The following is a 14,890-nucleotide window of genomic DNA, read 5'->3' as shown; positions in this document are numbered from 1 at the left end:
GCGGCGCTGCGGTGCATGCGTTACGCAGCGCCGGTGGCGATGCGTGCGGCGTGTCCCGCGCGGCGCGACTTGCTGGGCTTGCGCCCGGTATTGCACATGACGTGACAGGTCATGGTTCTCGGAGCGGGAATCGAACCCGCAACCCTCGGATTGAGTTTCCGATGCTCTACCCAATTGAGCTATCCAAAAGGTGACGTGCCGGAGTCGAACCGGCGACACGTGGACGCGCCACTGCTCTACCTCTGAGCTAACGTCTGGTGGAAACTGCACGTCCCGGCTGCAGGCATACGCGACGGCAGTGCCGTGCGCACCGGACGGGAATGGCATCCCGTACCGCTAGCGACCATTAAGTGCAGTTTCCCATTGCCGCCTCTTTCGAAACGGCAATTCCTGCGTCGATTCCATTCCCGCCGCCCGCGTCCGGCACCTGGACGCAGCGCTTGCGCGCCTCGCGAGCGAAACTTCCCTGTTTCCGGGCATTCCATGCCCGGGTGCCTGGGATGTTGGATCGACAAAAACAAACACATGGCATGCGAACGCGCAAAGCAAAACGCCCCCGGCATGGTGTCCGAGGGCGTTCGCGTTCCTCGGAGATCGATGCAACCGATCTCCGCAACGGGCGATCAGTCGATCAGGTGGCGCGATCCAGCCGCAGCGCGGCATCGCGCTGCGCACGCAGGACCGCTGCGCGCGTTTCGCGCTGCAGGCCGGGCAGATGTGCGGTGAAGGGGCGGAAGGTCATGATCGTCGGAGTCGTCGTTGCCGAACGTGTCGGCTGATGGGCGCGCACATTACCTGCGTTGTTTTCGTTGCGCAAGGGGTTTATCGAATTATTTTTGTCTCTCTCGCCAATGCCTCGATCGCTGCGCCGCGCGTCAGCAGTCCTCGGCAGATTCGCAATCCTCGAAGAGGCGTTTCCAATTCTGGTGTTTTGGTTACTGTGGCCGGCTCCGCAAAGCGAAAAAAATCATCGGGAAATGGCCGCATTTTCTCCGGGCGATGCCCGACCTGGCGCAATGCGCACTGCTAGGCTCGCGGTGCGTCCTTCAGCGGCCAATCACTTACTTTCCGGTTACTGGATGGCGCCAGCGATCAAGCCCCTTCCCCCGACGGAGTCATCAAAATGAAAATTCGCCTGCATGCGTCTCTGCTCGCATTGCTGCTCGCGTTCCCCGCTGCTTCTGCATTCGCGCAAACCGCGGTCACCGCCAATTCCAACCACCAGCAGCTGCTGCAGGGCTCGGATTGGCGCACCGAGGCGAACAAGCGCCTGGTCTACGACTTCTGGCGCATCGTGTTCGAAGCCGGGCACACCGAGTACGCGCCGATGTACATGGCCAAGGACTATATCCAGCACAATCCGACCGTGGCCAACGGCCGCGACGCATTCCTGCAGTTCCTGACCGCGTTCGTCAAACCGCAGCCGATCAAGCCGCGCGTGCAGCTGCCGCTGGTGGCGATCCTCGCCGAGGGCAACTACGTGACCCTGGTATCGGTGCGCACGTTGCCCGATCCCAAGGACGCGACCAAGACCTATACGACCACCTGGTTCGACATGTTCCGCATCCAGAACGGCAAGATCCAGGAGCATTGGGATCCGGCGACCAAGTGAGATAGGCCAGGATCCGGGACATCGCGGCGATGCGTCGCTGCGGCACGCACGAGGTGTGTTGTCGCAGCGACGCGGTGCGTGTGGTCGTGATGCCGTCGTCGCACGGATTTCCTTGTTGTCCGGCGCCGACACAGGGTGGCGAATTGGATGTCGGTGTGGGCCGCACGTGCAGTCGGTCGCGCATGCGCCTCAAGAGTTCTGTGCCGGCTTGCGGTAGCGAACACCCGGCGGTGCGCGCTTGGAGCATGCTGGCAAGGCGCTAGGGAGCTAGACTCCGGTAGCGGCCATCGGTCGCGCGCCCTTCCCAGCCGACCCCGCCGCCATGCCCTTCCTCGAACTTCCGACGCATCGCCTGCATTACCGCATCGACGGCAGCGAAGGCCGCCCATGGCTGACCTTCTGCAATTCGCTCGGCACCGACCTGCACATGTGGGACGCGCAGATCGACGCGCTGGCACCGTACTACCGGGTGCTGCGCTACGACCGCCGCGGCCACGGCGCCTCGAGCGCCGCGCCTGGACCGTATCGGATCGAGGCGCTGGCCGGCGACGTACTGGCGTTGCTCGATGCGCTGGCGGTCGAGCGCACCCATTTCTGCGGCCTGTCGATCGGCGGGCTGACCGGGCAATGGCTGGGCGTTCACGCCGGCGCGCGCCTGCACACGCTCACCGTGTGCGCGACCGCGGCCAGGATCGGCACCGAGGATGGCTGGCAGGCGCGCATCGCGCAGGTGCAGGCCGACGGACTGGCGTCGCTGCTCGCCGGCACCCGCGAGCGCTGGTTCACCCCGGCCTTCGCCGAGATGCAGCCGGCAACGGTCGAGGCGATCCTGGCGAGCTTCCTGAGCACCGATGCGCAGGCCTATGCGGCCTGCTGCGAGGCGCTGGCCAGCGCCGATTTCCGCGAGGTCCTGGGCGAGATCGCCACGCCGCTGCTGGCGCTGGCCGGACACGACGATCCGGTCTGTCCGCCGGCCGATCTGCAGGCGATCGCCGCGCAGGCGGCGCGCGGCAGCTTCGCCCAGGTGCATGGCCGGCACCTGTGCAATGTGGAATCGCCGCACGCCTTCAACGACGCGCTGCTGCGCTTCCTGTTGCAATAGACGCGGTCAGGGCTGCACAGACAAGCGCCGCGCGATCCCGACCGCGCAGCGCAGGCTGTCCCATCCCCAATCCCTAATCCCGGCTTTCATCCAGCTGCACAACCAGCTTGCCGAAATTGCCGCCGCCGAGCATGTCGATGAAGGCCTGCGGCGCGTTCTCCAGCCCCTGCACGACATGCTCGCGGTAGCGCACGCGGCCGTCGGCCAGCCACGCGCCCATCTCGCGCAGGAACTCGGGATAGAGCTTGACGAAATCGCCGACGATGAAGCCGCGCAAGGTCAGCCGCTGGCGCAGCACCTGGTTCATCAGTGCCGGCAGGCGGTCCGGTCCCGGCGGCAGTTCACCTCGCTTGTTGTAGGTGGCGATGGTGCCGCACACCGGCACCCGCGCGAAATCGTTGAGCAGCGGCAACACCGCATCGAACACATGGCCGCCGACGTTCTCGAAGTACACGTCGATGCCGTCTGGCGCGGCGGCGCGCAGTTGCTCGGCGAAGTCCGCAGCGCGATGGTCCAGCGCCACGTCCAGGCCCAATTCCTCGCGCAGGTAGCGGCATTTCTCGGCGCCACCGGCGATGGCGATCACCTTCGCGCCGCGCAACCTGGCGATCTGCGCCACGCTGGCGCCGACCGGGCCGGTGGCGGCGGCGACCGCCACGGTCTCGCCGCTCTGCGGCTTGCCGATCTCGTGCAGGCCGGCGTACGCAGTGAAGCCAGGCATGCCGTAGACGCCGAGGGCGGTGCTCGGCGGCAACGGCGATTGCGGATCGAGCTTGCGCCGCAGGCCGGCGCCGTCGGCCACCAGATGCGTCTGCCAGCCGCCGCTCTGCACCAGCACCAGATCGCCGGGCTTGAAGTCGGGGTGGTGCGATTCCAGCACCTCGGCGACGGTGCTGCCGACCATCACCTCGCCCAGTTGCACCGGCGGCGCGTACGAGGGTCCATCGCTCATGCGCCCACGCATGTACGGATCCAGCGACAACCAGCGGTTGCGCAGCAGCACCTGGCCGGGACCGGGTGCTGCCAGCGGCGCCTGTTCGATGCGGAAATTCTCCGTGGTCGGCGCACCTTGCGGGCGCGAGGCGAGGACCACGCGGGTGGTGTGGGAAGCGGTGCTCATACGGTTTCCTTGCTTGCGGTATCCAGTTGCGCGATATCGTCGGCCGACAGCGCCAGGCGCGCGGCGGCCAACAACTGCTGCAGCTGCTCGATGCTGGTGGCGCTGGCGATCGGCGCGGCGATGCCGGGGCGCGCGATCAGCCACGCCAAGGCGACCTGGGTCGGCGTGGCCGAGTGCTTGCCGGCGATGTCGTCGAGCGCGGCGAGGATGCGCAGGCCGCGCGCGTTGAGGTAACGCGCGATCACGCTGTCGCCGCGCGCCTGGCTCTTCGCCGCATCGGCGGGACTGCGGTACTTGCCGCTGAGGAAACCGCGGGCCAGCGCGTAGTAGCAGATCGTGCCCAGGCCTTGTTCGCGCACCAGCGGTTCCAGGCCGGCCTCGTAGCCGGCGCGGTCGTACAGGTTGTATTCGGGCTGCAGCGTCTCGTAGCGTGGCAACCCGTATTGCGCCGACACCTTCAGCGCTTCGGCCAGGCGTTCGGCGCTGTAGTTGGAGGCGCCGATCGCGCGCACCTTGCCTTGCTCGATCAGCCGCCCGAACGCGGCCAGCGAGGCTTCCAGCGGCACCGACTCGTCGTCCTCGTGCGCCTGGTACAGATCGATCACGTCGGTCTGCAGGCGCTGCAGCGATTCGTCCACCGCCGCGGCGATGTTGTCCGCGGCCAGACCCGGGCGTTCGGCCCACTTGCCGACCTTGGTCGCGATCAACACCTTGTCGCGCTTGCCGCTGCGCTTGAGCCATTGACCGATGATGGTTTCCGACTCGCCGCCGCGGTTGCCGGGCACCCAGGCCGCGTACGCATCGGCGGTGTCGATCAGGTTGAAGCCCGCTTCGACGAAGGCGTCGAGCAAGGCGAATGAGGTCTTGGCGTCGGCACTCCAGCCGAACACATTGCCGCCGAAGGCGAGCGGCGCCGCGTGCAGGCCGGAACGGCCGAGTTCGCGCGTGTGCAGCATGGGGAACGCTCCGCTGTGGGGAAGGGCGACAGGATAGTCGTCCAAGGTTTCGGTATCGGGGCGATGGTCGCGAAAACAGCGTTCCGTTTGCGTGATCCGCGCTAACGCGAAGACAACATTCGGGCGTGCGCGCATGCGTGCTAGGCTCGCGTCACACCGACAACGGACGTACGCCATGAGCCTTCGCACCACGCTTGCCTGCGCTTGTACCCTTGCCATTGCCGCGACGCTGGCGATCCCGGCCGCACAGGCGATCAAGCCTGCCGACAGCGCCAGCCTGCCCGCTCCCGATGCGGCCTTGCAGAAGGCCATCGACGGCAGCTGGCGCGACCGCGTCTACGTCGAGCGCGACGCCTATCGCCACCCGGGGCAGACCCTGGCGTTTTTCGGCATCAAGCCGACCCAGACGGTGATCGAGATCACCCCGGGCGGCGGCTGGTATTCGGAAATCCTGGCGCCGTACCTGCGCGAGCGCGGCCAGTACATCGCCGCGGTGGTCGATCCGACGGCGGTGCCGGAAGGGCGCGGCCGCGAGTATCAGCAGAAGGCGCGCGCGACGCTGGAGCAGAAGTTCGCTGCCGCGCCGGCGCAGTACGACCACGCCAAGCTGGTGGCGTATTCGCCGACCGCGCCGGTCTTGGGTCCGGCGGGCTCGGCCGATCTGGTGCTGACCTTCCGCAACGTGCACAACTGGCGCATGTCCGGCCAGGCCGAGGGCATGTTCAAGGGCTTCTACCAGGTGCTCAAGCCCGGCGGCGTGCTCGGCGTGGTCGAGCACCGGGCCAAGGCCGATGTGCCGGCCGACGATAAGAGCGGCTACGTCGGACAGGCGCAGGTGATCGCGATGGCCGAGGCGGCCGGCTTCAAGCTGGCCGGCAAGAGCGAGGTCAACGCCAACCCGCGCGACACCAAGGATTATCCGGGCGGCGTGTGGACGCTGCCGCCGAGCAATAGCCACGATGCCGCCGACGACGCCAAGTACAAGGCGATAGGCGAGAGCGACCGGATGACGCTGAAGTTCGTCAAGCGCTGAAAGCGGCCGGCGCGGGCAGCGGGAAAAGGAAACCGGCGTGGGAGAATTGCCCGCGTCGCGCGCGACGCCGATGCTCGCCAATCCCTAATCCCCACTCTCCAATCCCCGCTTCCATGCTGATCGCGTTCAACAAGCCGTTCAATGTGCTGTGCCAGTTCACCGATCGCAGCGAACCGCCGCGACGCACGCTGGCCGGGTTCGGCCTGCCCGCCGACGTGTATGCGGCGGGGCGGCTGGACTACGACAGCGAAGGTCTGCTGCTGCTTACCGACGACGGCGCGCTGGCGCACCGCTACACCGACCCGGGCCACAAGCAACCGAAGACGTACTGGGTGCAGGTGGAAGGCGTGCCGCAGCCCGAACAACTGCAGCGCCTGCGCGATGGCGTGGTATTGAACGACGGACCGACCGCGCCCGCCCAGGCCGGCGTGCTGGAGACGGCGCCGGACCTGTGGCCGCGCGATCCGCCGGTGCGCTTCCGCAAGACGGTGCCCGATGCCTGGCTGCAGATCGTGCTGCGCGAGGGGCGCAACCGCCAAGTGCGGCGCATGACGGCCGCGGTCGGCTTGCCGACCCTGCGCCTGGTCCGCGCGGCGATCGGCACGCATCGGCTGGAGGGGTTGGCGCCGGGCGCGTGGCGGGCGCTGTAAGCCGTCTGGGCAACGGTCTCTGTAGGAGCGGCTTCAGCCGCGACAGACTCTATCGGTAAAGCGTCGCGGCTGAAGCCGCTCCTACAGGAACGGGGCCGGGTGGTCGCGAATCTTGGATTGAGACGCGGGCGTGCCGCGTGGCGTATCCGCAGGCGCTCGACGATCGCCGTCGCGGCGGCCTCGTCGCCGCGCGCAGATCGCTTGGGCGCCACGTCGTCCGCTGCCTGTAAACGGAAACAGCGGCCGGATGCATCCGGCCGCTGTTTCGATGGCGCTGCCGTCGTCGCTGTCGCGGCGACGCTGCTGCAATGCTTATTCTTCGGTAGCGTCCTGCGCGGCCGCGGCACGGCGCGAGGGGCGCGCCGCCGAACGACGGGCACCGGCGTTGCCGCGCTTGCTGGCTTCGATGCGCTGCGAATCGCCTTCGATCGGCGCGTTGTTGTCGCGCTGGCGCTTGCGGTAGATCGCATACCCGAGCAGGCCCACGCCCACCGCCGCGGCGGCGATCGCGATGACCGGATTGCGGCGCACCGCCGTCCGCGCGACCTTGGTGCCGGTCTTCACCGCACCCAGCGCCGCACCGGTCTTCAGCGCGCCCATGGCGGCGCCGGACTGCAGCCACTTGTTGGCCTGCGGCCCGATGTGACGGAGGCTGTCGCCGGCATGGCTGGCGAGATCCAGCGCGCGGTCGGTGATGATGGTCAGCTTGCTCATGGGGGCGTCCTTACTGGCAGGAATAAGGGCTGCAGTGTCCCTTGGGCGCCGTATACATGGCGTTAGCGCGCTGGTGTGGAATCGTCTGGCGGCTGAACGCGCAGGGCGGTTCGGGTGCGGCGGTCGGTGCGCTTGCGGTCGCCAGCTGGGGATTTCTCGATGGGACGGCGCTGGGCGATATTGCCGCGGGCCAGGCCGGTCGGCGAACCGTTTGTGCCGGGGCTATCGCTTTCGCCATCCATCACGGCTAGCGGCGGGTGAGGCGGTGCTCGCCCGCCTCCGTATCTTGGCGTGCTTGCATCGGACCTTGGCGGAAGCGCGGCAGGCAGGCGGAGCGTCATTACGCCGCTGTCGCCGCCTCGAATGGCCGCAACCTGCAGCGCGGCAGCCGGGCGGCTTCGCCGAGCAGACGGCGGAGGGCGTCGAACGCCTGCTGGCGCTCAACACCACCGCGCTGACGCGGCTGGCGATCGCTCCGCTTCGGCCAAGGCGCGATCGTCAACATCGGCTCGATGGCCTGCCGTCGGCTCAGGTGCCACGCGGCTTTGCGCGATGGCTGGCGGTGGCGGTCCACGGGTCGTCCGGCCAAGGGTGGCGGGGATAGCGGCCCTTCATTTCCTTCTTCACTTCCGGATAGGTGCTGGACCAGAAGTTGCGCAGGTCCTGGGTCACCTGCAGCGGACGCCCACCGGGCGAGAGCAGGTGCAGCAGCAGCGCCACGCGGCCGTCGGCGACGCGCGGGGTGTCGGCCAGGCCGAACAGTTCCTGCAGCTTCACCGCCAGCACCGGCGGTTGCGGTTGGCCGGCGTGGTCGAGCGCGTAGTCGATGCGCCGCTCCATGCCCGAGGGCACGGTGATCCGCGTCGGCGCGTGGCGATCGACGGCCTGCCGCCGGTCCCACGGCAGCAGCGACTTCAGCGCCTCGCCGAGGTCGTCTTCGCCCAGTGCGTCGAGCCGGGTCTTGCCGGCGAAGGCCGGGCGCAGCCAGCCGTCCAGGCCTTCCAGCAATGCCGCGTCGCCGAGATCGGGCAAGCCCAGCTCCGGCATCCAGGTGCGCAGTGCGACCACGCGCGCGCGCCACTGGCTCAGCGGCTCGCTCCACGGCAGCGCCTGCAGGCCGAGTTCGCGCACCGCCTCGGTCAGCGCCGCCGCCGCGTGCGCCGGATCGACGCGGCCGGCGGGGCGGCTGTCGAGCACGATGCGGTCGAAGCGGGTTTCGCGCAGCGCGCTCAGCGCGCGCCGCTCGGCGTCCCAGCGCACCACGTCCTGCTGCACGAAGCGCTGCGGAAAGTCCGCGCGCAGCCGCGCCTCGTCCACCGGCGCGGCGCGCAGCAGCAGCGCGTCCTTGGCTTCGTAGCGCAGTTCGGTGGCGACCAGCCATGGCTCGCCGCGCAGATCGCTGTGCTCGAACAGGCGTGCGCTGCGGCCGTTGGCCAGCAGGTAGCGCAGCGGATCGGCCGGATGCCGGGTGGCGATGCGGTCGGGGAAGGCGTGGGCCAGCAGGTCGCCGAGTTCGTGCGCTTCCACGCTGTCCGGCGCCGCGGCGTCGCTGCGCAGGCGCCGCCGCCATTGCTTGGCGGCCGCATCGATCGCGGCCAGGCCGCCGCGGTTGGCGTCGTGCGGGGCGCGGCCGCGGCGGAACCCGGCCAGTGCGCGCCAGCGCGCCGCCAGCGCATCGCCGCCCTGGCGCAACGGGTCGCGCGCCTCGACCAGCGCGGCCAGGTCGCAGGCCAGCGCCTGCGCCCGCGCATCCGGCGCGGCCAGCAGCATCGCCGCCAGCCGCGGGTGGGTGCCCAGCGCGAGCATGCGCCGGCCGCTGGCGGTGATCGCATGGTTCTCGCTCAAGGCGCCGAGCCGCTGCAGCAGTTCGCGCGCGGCGGCCAGCGCGCCGGCCGGCGGCGGATCGACGAAGCGCAAGGCGTCGCTGCCCCAGGCCGCGAGTTCCAGCGCCAGCCCGGCCAGTTCCACCTGCAGCATTTCCGCGCGGCGCTGCGCCTCCAGGCGCTGCGACTGCGGCCACAGCCGGTAGGCCCAACCGGAGGCGACACGACCGGCGCGACCGGCGCGCTGGTCGGCCGAGGCCTGGGCGATGGCGGTGACGTCCAGCCGCGAGAAACCGCTGTTGGGATCGTAGTGCGGCTCGCGCGCCAGGCCGGCATCGATCACCACGCGCACGCCGGGCAGGGTCACCGAAGATTCGGCCACGTTGGTCGCCAGCACCACGCGGCGGTGGCCGTGCGGATCGGGCTGCAGCACCTTGGCCTGCTGCTCGACCGGCAGCTCGCCATGCAACGGCAAGACATCGACGCCACCGCTCCCTTCTCCCATCGGGAGAAGGTGGCGCGCAGCGCCGGATGAGGGTACGGCCGAGGCGGTGCCTGATGCGGGCACCCCTAACCCCACCCCGGCCGCTTCCAGCGCCGCCTGCACCCGCGCGATCTCGCGCTGCCCTGGCAGGAACACCAGCACGTCGCCGGGATGCTGCTGCAGCGCGTGCTCGATGGCGCGGCGGGTCTGCGCTTCCAGCGCCTCCTCGCGCCGCGCCGGGAAATGCGCGATCTCCACCGGATAGCTGCGGCCGGCACTGGACAGCCGCGGCGCGTCCAGGAACTGCGCGAGGCGTTCGCCGTCCAGCGTCGCCGACATCACCACGATGCGCAGGTCCTCGCGCACCTGCGCCTGCACGTCCAGCGCCAGCGCCAGGCCCAGGTCGGCGGCCAGGTGGCGTTCGTGGAATTCGTCGAACAGCAGCGCGCCGACGCCGTCGAGCATCGGGTCGTCCTGGATCATCCGGGTCAGGATGCCCTCGGTGACCACCTCGATGCGGGTGCGCGCGGATACCTTGTTCTCGAAGCGGATGCGGTAGCCCACGGTCTCGCCGGGCGTCTCGCCACGCTGCCGCGCCATGAACGTGGCGGCGCTGCGCGCGGCGACCCGGCGCGGCTCCAACATCACGATGCGGCGGCCCTGCAGCCACGCCGCGTCCAGCAGCGCCGGCGGCACCTGGGTGGTCTTGCCGGCGCCGGGCGGGGCTTCCAGCACCAGCCGCGGATGCGCGGCGAGGCTGTCGCGGATCTGCGGCAGCAGCGGATCGATCGGAAAAACGGGAGAGGCCATCGGCCAAGGATACGGATCGGCTGCGCCGCTGTAGAGCGCATCCATCTCGCCGATAGCGCCGGCCCCGTACAATCTCCCGCTTTCCTGCCCGGCTTCCTCGGCATCTCCGCATGACTCTGATCGATATCGGCGCCAACCTCACCCACGACTCCTTCGATCGCGACCGCGACGCGGTGCTGCAGCGCGCCCGCGACGCCGGCGTCGCGCAGTTGGTGGTCACCGGCGCCAGCCGCGAGCACTCGCCGCTGGCGCTGCAGCTGGCGCAGCAGCATCCCGGTTTCCTCTACGCCACTGCGGGCGTGCATCCGCATCATGCGCTCGAGTACACCGCCGAGTGCGACGCCGAACTGCGCGCGCTGCATGCGCATGCCGAGGTGGTGGCGGTGGGCGAGTGCGGGCTGGACTACTTCCGCGACCTCGCGCCGCGCCCGGCGCAGCATCGCGCCTTCGAGCGCCAGCTGCAGCTGGCCGCCGACACCGGCAAGCCGCTGTTCCTGCACCAGCGCGACGCGCATGCGGACTTCCTGGCGCTGATGCGCCAATTCGACGGCAAGCTCGGCCCGGCGGTGGTGCATTGCTTCACCGGCACCCGCGAGGAGCTGTTCGACTATCTGGACCGCGACTGGCACATCGGCATCACCGGCTGGCTGTGCGACGAGCGCCGCGGCGCGCACCTGCGCGAGTTGGTCAAGAACATCCCGGCATCGCGGCTGATGATCGAGACCGACGCGCCCTACCTGCTGCCGCGCACGCTCAAGCCGCTGCCGAAGGACCGGCGCAACGAGCCGGCGTTCCTGGCGCACATCGTCGAGGAACTGGCGCGCGACCGCGGCGAGGACGTGGCGACGACCGCGGCGGCGACCACTGCGACCGCGCGTGGGTTCTTCCGCTTGCCGGATGTCGCGTGAGCGGCGTCCGCCGCGCGGCTGTGGCTATCGCTATTGTGCGTGGCGATGCGCGCTTGTCCTGTGCCGGCCGCAGTAGTCGATCGCGGTCGTTTGCGCTGCGAGATCTTGTAGGAGCGGCTTCAGCCGCGACCGGCATTACCGGGAACCCCTGTCGCGGCTGAAGCCGCTCCTACAGGATTGATGGCCTGCCGGTTTTCCGCGGCACGGACGCTCGCTATTCGACCTGCGCGTCCTCGCGCTTGGCCTCGGCCATCGCTTCCGGCTCCAGTTCCTCGGCGCTGCGGTTGAGCTTGACGAACACGCCCCAGGCGATCAACAGCAGCGCCGCGCACAGACCGACCGCGGTGGCGTAGGGCAGCTTGGCCGGGTCGTCGTGCATCAGTTCGAAGATCGACACCAGCGTCTCGATCGCCAGGGCGATGACGATGACCACGAAGAACCGCGACAGGTAGCGGCGCACCCGCGTCGGGCCACTGACCTTGACGTCGCGCTGCACTTCTTCCTCGAAGATGGTCTGGCCCAGTTCCAGCGTCACCAGCGCCACGGTGAGCAGGCCGATCGCCTCCAGCACCACGTTGAAGCGGTCGCGGATCACCAGGTCGCCGCCGGGGGTGAGGCCGTGCCACAGCTCCAGCACCGCCATCGCCACCAGGCCGGCGGCGCACAGCAGGAACAGCAGGATGATGACGAAATGGCCGCCGCGGAATAGCTTTTCCATGAACTTCATCGCCGTTCGCCGTGGTCAGGTCGGCGAGCATAGGCGCGGCGGGCGTCAGCGGCGCGCGAAGGCGTGTGCAGAGGGGGGCGGTGGCAAGCGGCGAATGTCCCGATGCGGGGAATGCGTTCCCGTACGTTATCCGCTGCCGCCATCACAGCAACTATTGGGACGTGCGCCGTGAGCTGACTGGCCCGATGCTGCACAAGAGGTGGGGCGCTGCGTTCGTCTGCCGGAGACACTGTGGGAGGGACTTCAGTCCCGACGCTTGCCGGCCGGCCAATCGCATGGTCCCGCTTGTGGCCGCTGAAGCCGCTCCCACAAAGCGCATTGCGCCTCGCCACGGTGTGCCCGATCCAACATCAGGGAGATTGCGCGCGCGAGGCTGCTGCGGCGGCGCTTCAGCGAATCGCACTGCCGCTGAAGGCGTCGCCACGCTGGTCCGCTTCTATCGTTCCGCCAGCCCCGCCTGGTAGGCCTGCAGGTGGCAGTAAGCGGCCATCAGCCATGGCGCGGCGTGGCCGGCAGCGCGGGCGCGTGCCAGCATGTCGCCGACGATGTGCTGCGCTTCCACCTGCTGCCCGGCTTCCAGGTCGCGCAGCATCGACGCTTTCATCGACGAGCCGGGTTGGGTCAGTAGCTGCAGCGCGTTGGCCTGCGCCGCTTCCGGTACCGCGTCGCCCACGGCAGCGGCGACCGCCGTGCATTCGGCATACAGCCCACGCAGCAGCGCCACGCCGTCGTCGCTGGCGACGATGCGGCCGGTCGGCGCGCGCATCAGGCAGGTGGCCGCGGCCAGCGCGGTCAGGAAGGTGTACTTGATCCACTGTTCCTGCGCGATCCGCGGCGTGGCGACATGGTCGATGCCGGCCTGCGTGCAGGCGGCAGCCAGGTCGCGCACACGTGCGCTGTCGGCGCCGCGCCCGTCGCGCTCGCCGAAGGTCAGCGAGGCCGGCTTGCCCAGGTGCTGGATGCTGCCGTCCGCGTCCAGCGTGGCGCTGATGAAGCACAGCCCGCCGAGCACGCGTTCGGCCCCGAAGCGCGTTTCCAGCACCGAGTAGTGGCGCAGGCCGTTGAGGATCGGCAGCAACGCGGTGTCGCGGCTCATCGCCGGCGCCAGCGCGTCCAGCGCGCTGTCCAGGTCGTAGGCCTTGCAACTGAGGATCGCCAGGTCGAACGGCTGCGCGGCGGCCGTTGCCGGCAACATGTCGGCGGTCAGCGTGGCCACCGCGATGTCGGCATCGCCGCGCGTGCTGCGGATGCGCAAGCCGTCGCGCTGCAGGCGCTCGGCCCGCGCCGGGCGGACCAGGAAGGTGACGTCGGCGCCGGCCTGGGCCAGGCGTCCGCCGAAGTAGCCGCCGGTCGCGCCGGCGCCGAGGATCAGGATGCGCATGCACCGATGGTAGCAGCGACGCCGGCCTGGTTCAGCGCGGCGGGTCGCGCGCCTGCGGCGTGCGCAAGTCGTCCGGCGGCGCGAAGGTCTTGGCGGGCACGGGCTCGTCGCTGACCGCGTCCACGCGCAGGCTGCGTTCGTCGCGGCGGCTGCCATGCGGCCGCGATAGCCGAGCAGCAGGCCGCTGCTGTCCAACCACAGGGTGCCGTCGGGTCCTCGCGTGGCGGATGGATGGCGCCAGCCGGCGGCGAGGCGGCCGGCGATGCATTCGCCGGGGACCGGCGCCGATCCGTGCAAGGGATCCTTGGGGGCGTGCAAGTAGAGGTGGTACAAGTAGAGCCCGCTGGCGTCGCGCGGAAAGGACCTGCCCGCGACGAGCCAGGCGTGCAGGTTTCCGCTACCGATGCGGCGTCCAAGCGGACTCTGTTGACAGGTCTTAGCGCTTGACCAGTTCGACCCTGCGGTTTTGCGCCTTGCCAGCTTCGTTTGCGTTGTCGGCCACCGGGTCGGCGTCGCCAAAACCGGCAGACGTCAATCTGGCCGCATCGATGCCCTGGGCCGCAATGGCGGAGGCGACGGCCTTGGCGCGGCCGTCCGACAGCGTCTTGTTGTGCGCCGGGTCGCCGGTGTTGTCGGTGTAGCCATTCACGGCCAACTTCAGCGAGGCATCCTGCTTGAGCAGCTGCACGACCTGCTCGATCTGCGGCTGCGAGTCCGGCAGGATGTCGGTCTTGTCGGTGGCGAAGTTGACGTGCAATGCCACCTTGCCGGTCTTGTCGATCTGCGCCTTCAGTTCGCTGGCCGGCAGCACGCTGGCGGTGATTTCCAGCGGCTTGGTTTCAGCGATGAGCAGCCCGCCGCCGAACTGGTAGCTGCACAGGTGGATCCAGATGTCGCGATCGGCGCGGTGCACGACGAACACCTGTGTGGGATTGTTCCAGACATCGCCCAGGCCGCTGTTGTACTTGACCGCGAAGTCGCGCGGCCATTCCTTGATCTTCTGACCTGCCTGTTCCGGAATCTTGCCGTCGAAGATCTTCTTGCCGCCCAGCGACGCGACCACCGCTTCGATATTGCGTTCCAGCTCCACGTCCGAGAAGGTCTTGCCCTGCGCGGCATCGATGTGCGCCGACCAGACCTTGCCCTCCACGGTTTCCAGGCGATCGCCTGTCCAGAACGGCACCTGGTCGAAATCGGCGAGATCCGGCGTGCTTCCGGTGACATAGCCGTTGGGAAGCGCGATATACGGGAACGCGCCCAGCGGTACGCTCGACACCGGCAGGCTGGACGCATCGAAGCCCTTGGCGGTTGTTTCCTGCTGAGGTTGCGACGCCTGCGGACTGCCGTCCGCGGCCGCGGACGCGGCGGCATGCTCGTCGCCTTGCGCGGTGTGCTCCTGCTTCTTGCAGGCGCCAAGACCCAGGGTAATCGCTACGACCAACGTCGCCGCTACTGCCTTCTTCACAGAGGTACTCCTTTGCCGGGGGACGAAAAAACAGTGTAGCCGCGAACCCGGCCGATCTTCCTGCGCCACGATGAACACCGACCAATCGGCGACGCGAAATGGCGC

13 protein-coding genes and 1 tRNA gene are annotated in these 14,890 nt (G+C 69.1%); 5 read left to right on the top strand and 9 right to left on the bottom strand.

Translation table 11 applies throughout. The features are described 5' to 3' along the window. Positions 1-112 precede the first annotated feature (112 nt). Together H9658_RS15075 and H9658_RS15070 are read right to left on the bottom strand one after the other, a co-directional pair. Positions 113-189: transfer RNA gene (locus tag H9658_RS15075), tRNA-Glu, on the bottom strand. Between the two features lie 442 nt (positions 190-631). Next, positions 632-817 (bottom strand): hypothetical protein, encoded by a 186-nt coding sequence (locus tag H9658_RS15070; RefSeq protein ID WP_191825940.1) that lies wholly within the window; start codon positions 815-817, stop codon positions 632-634. Between the two features lie 306 nt (positions 818-1,123). On the opposite strand from H9658_RS15070, the gene H9658_RS15065 reads away from it, so the two are divergent. Both H9658_RS15065 and pcaD read left to right on the top strand, forming a co-directional pair. After that, positions 1,124-1,612 carry a nuclear transport factor 2 family protein gene (locus H9658_RS15065; protein ID WP_191825939.1) on the top strand — a complete coding sequence of 163 codons (489 nt, stop codon included), beginning with the start codon at positions 1,124-1,126 and terminating at the stop codon, positions 1,610-1,612. A gap of 322 nt (positions 1,613-1,934) precedes the next feature. Next, positions 1,935-2,714 carry a 3-oxoadipate enol-lactonase gene (gene pcaD, locus H9658_RS15060; protein ID WP_191825938.1) on the top strand — a complete coding sequence of 260 codons (780 nt, stop codon included), beginning with the start codon at positions 1,935-1,937 and terminating at the stop codon, positions 2,712-2,714. A gap of 73 nt (positions 2,715-2,787) precedes the next feature. Here the strand turns inward: pcaD and H9658_RS15055 are convergent, their stop codons facing one another. Further along, complete coding sequence (locus H9658_RS15055; protein ID WP_191825937.1) at positions 2,788-3,834, bottom strand: NADP-dependent oxidoreductase; 1,047 nt, start codon at positions 3,832-3,834, stop codon at positions 2,788-2,790. Next, positions 3,831-4,790: an aldo/keto reductase gene (locus tag H9658_RS15050; RefSeq protein ID WP_185821870.1), complete on the bottom strand. Its 960-nt coding sequence runs from the start codon at positions 4,788-4,790 to the stop codon at positions 3,831-3,833. The genes H9658_RS15055 and H9658_RS15050 overlap by 4 nt, the downstream gene beginning before the upstream one ends. A gap of 175 nt (positions 4,791-4,965) precedes the next feature. On the opposite strand from H9658_RS15050, the gene H9658_RS15045 reads away from it, so the two are divergent. Together H9658_RS15045 and H9658_RS15040 are read left to right on the top strand one after the other, a co-directional pair. Next, positions 4,966-5,823, top strand: coding sequence for a class I SAM-dependent methyltransferase (locus tag H9658_RS15045; protein ID WP_185821871.1), 858 nt, complete (start codon positions 4,966-4,968; stop codon positions 5,821-5,823). 113 nt (positions 5,824-5,936) lie between these two features. Then, positions 5,937-6,473: a pseudouridine synthase gene (locus H9658_RS15040; RefSeq protein WP_191825936.1), complete on the top strand. Its 537-nt coding sequence runs from the start codon at positions 5,937-5,939 to the stop codon at positions 6,471-6,473. Between the two features lie 312 nt (positions 6,474-6,785). Here H9658_RS15040 and H9658_RS15035 read toward each other — a convergent pair whose 3' ends face one another. Together H9658_RS15035 and hrpB are read right to left on the bottom strand one after the other, a co-directional pair. Further along, positions 6,786-7,187 (bottom strand): hypothetical protein, encoded by a 402-nt coding sequence (locus H9658_RS15035; RefSeq protein ID WP_191825935.1) that lies wholly within the window; start codon positions 7,185-7,187, stop codon positions 6,786-6,788. Positions 7,188-7,715: 528 nt separating this feature from the next. After that, positions 7,716-10,304 (bottom strand): ATP-dependent helicase HrpB, encoded by a 2,589-nt coding sequence (hrpB, locus tag H9658_RS15030; RefSeq protein WP_191825934.1) that lies wholly within the window; start codon positions 10,302-10,304, stop codon positions 7,716-7,718. Between the two features lie 110 nt (positions 10,305-10,414). Between hrpB and H9658_RS15025 the strand changes: the two genes are divergently transcribed. Continuing rightward, positions 10,415-11,212 carry a TatD family hydrolase gene (locus H9658_RS15025; protein ID WP_185825211.1) on the top strand — a complete coding sequence of 266 codons (798 nt, stop codon included), beginning with the start codon at positions 10,415-10,417 and terminating at the stop codon, positions 11,210-11,212. A gap of 214 nt (positions 11,213-11,426) precedes the next feature. Here the strand turns inward: H9658_RS15025 and H9658_RS15020 are convergent, their stop codons facing one another. From H9658_RS15020 to H9658_RS15010, 3 genes are all read right to left on the bottom strand, one after another. Continuing rightward, the gene (locus H9658_RS15020; protein ID WP_064540326.1) at positions 11,427-11,939 is read right to left on the bottom strand and encodes a hypothetical protein; all 513 of its coding nucleotides are present in this window, start codon (positions 11,937-11,939) and stop codon (positions 11,427-11,429) included. A gap of 436 nt (positions 11,940-12,375) precedes the next feature. Further along, entirely contained in the window at positions 12,376-13,320 is a 945-nt protein-coding gene (gene panE / locus H9658_RS15015) for a 2-dehydropantoate 2-reductase (protein ID WP_185825212.1), read from the bottom strand. A gap of 436 nt (positions 13,321-13,756) precedes the next feature. After that, the gene (locus H9658_RS15010) at positions 13,757-14,863 is read right to left on the bottom strand and encodes an OmpA family protein (RefSeq protein WP_318241380.1); all 1,107 of its coding nucleotides are present in this window, start codon (positions 14,861-14,863) and stop codon (positions 13,757-13,759) included. Positions 14,864-14,890: the final 27 nt, after the last annotated feature.

The organism is Xanthomonas bonasiae (assembly GCF_014836395.1).
Lineage (GTDB): Bacteria > Pseudomonadota > Gammaproteobacteria > Xanthomonadales > Xanthomonadaceae > Xanthomonas_A > Xanthomonas_A bonasiae.
Note: the sequence above shows the minus strand (reverse complement) of the source record. Positions and strands in the feature narration are given on the sequence as shown.

Excerpts from the sequence above, each read along its gene's own strand:
- H9658_RS15065 (WP_191825939.1), top strand. The coding sequence starts at position 1,124 with ATGAAAATTCGCCTGCATGCGTCTCTGCTCGCATTGCTGCTCGCGTTC.
- H9658_RS15035 (WP_191825935.1), bottom strand. The coding sequence starts at position 7,187 with ATGAGCAAGCTGACCATCATCACCGACCGCGCGCTGGATCTCGCCAGC.
- panE (WP_185825212.1), bottom strand. The coding sequence starts at position 13,320 with ATGCGCATCCTGATCCTCGGCGCCGGCGCGACCGGCGGCTACTTCGGC.
- H9658_RS15050 (WP_185821870.1), bottom strand. The coding sequence starts at position 4,790 with ATGCTGCACACGCGCGAACTCGGCCGTTCCGGCCTGCACGCGGCGCCG.
- hrpB (WP_191825934.1), bottom strand. The coding sequence starts at position 10,304 with ATGGCCTCTCCCGTTTTTCCGATCGATCCGCTGCTGCCGCAGATCCGC.
- pcaD (WP_191825938.1), top strand. The coding sequence starts at position 1,935 with ATGCCCTTCCTCGAACTTCCGACGCATCGCCTGCATTACCGCATCGAC.
- H9658_RS15045 (WP_185821871.1), top strand. The coding sequence starts at position 4,966 with ATGAGCCTTCGCACCACGCTTGCCTGCGCTTGTACCCTTGCCATTGCC.
- H9658_RS15020 (WP_064540326.1), bottom strand. The coding sequence starts at position 11,939 with ATGAAGTTCATGGAAAAGCTATTCCGCGGCGGCCATTTCGTCATCATC.
- H9658_RS15040 (WP_191825936.1), top strand. The coding sequence starts at position 5,937 with ATGCTGATCGCGTTCAACAAGCCGTTCAATGTGCTGTGCCAGTTCACC.
- H9658_RS15025 (WP_185825211.1), top strand. The coding sequence starts at position 10,415 with ATGACTCTGATCGATATCGGCGCCAACCTCACCCACGACTCCTTCGAT.
- H9658_RS15055 (WP_191825937.1), bottom strand. The coding sequence starts at position 3,834 with ATGAGCACCGCTTCCCACACCACCCGCGTGGTCCTCGCCTCGCGCCCG.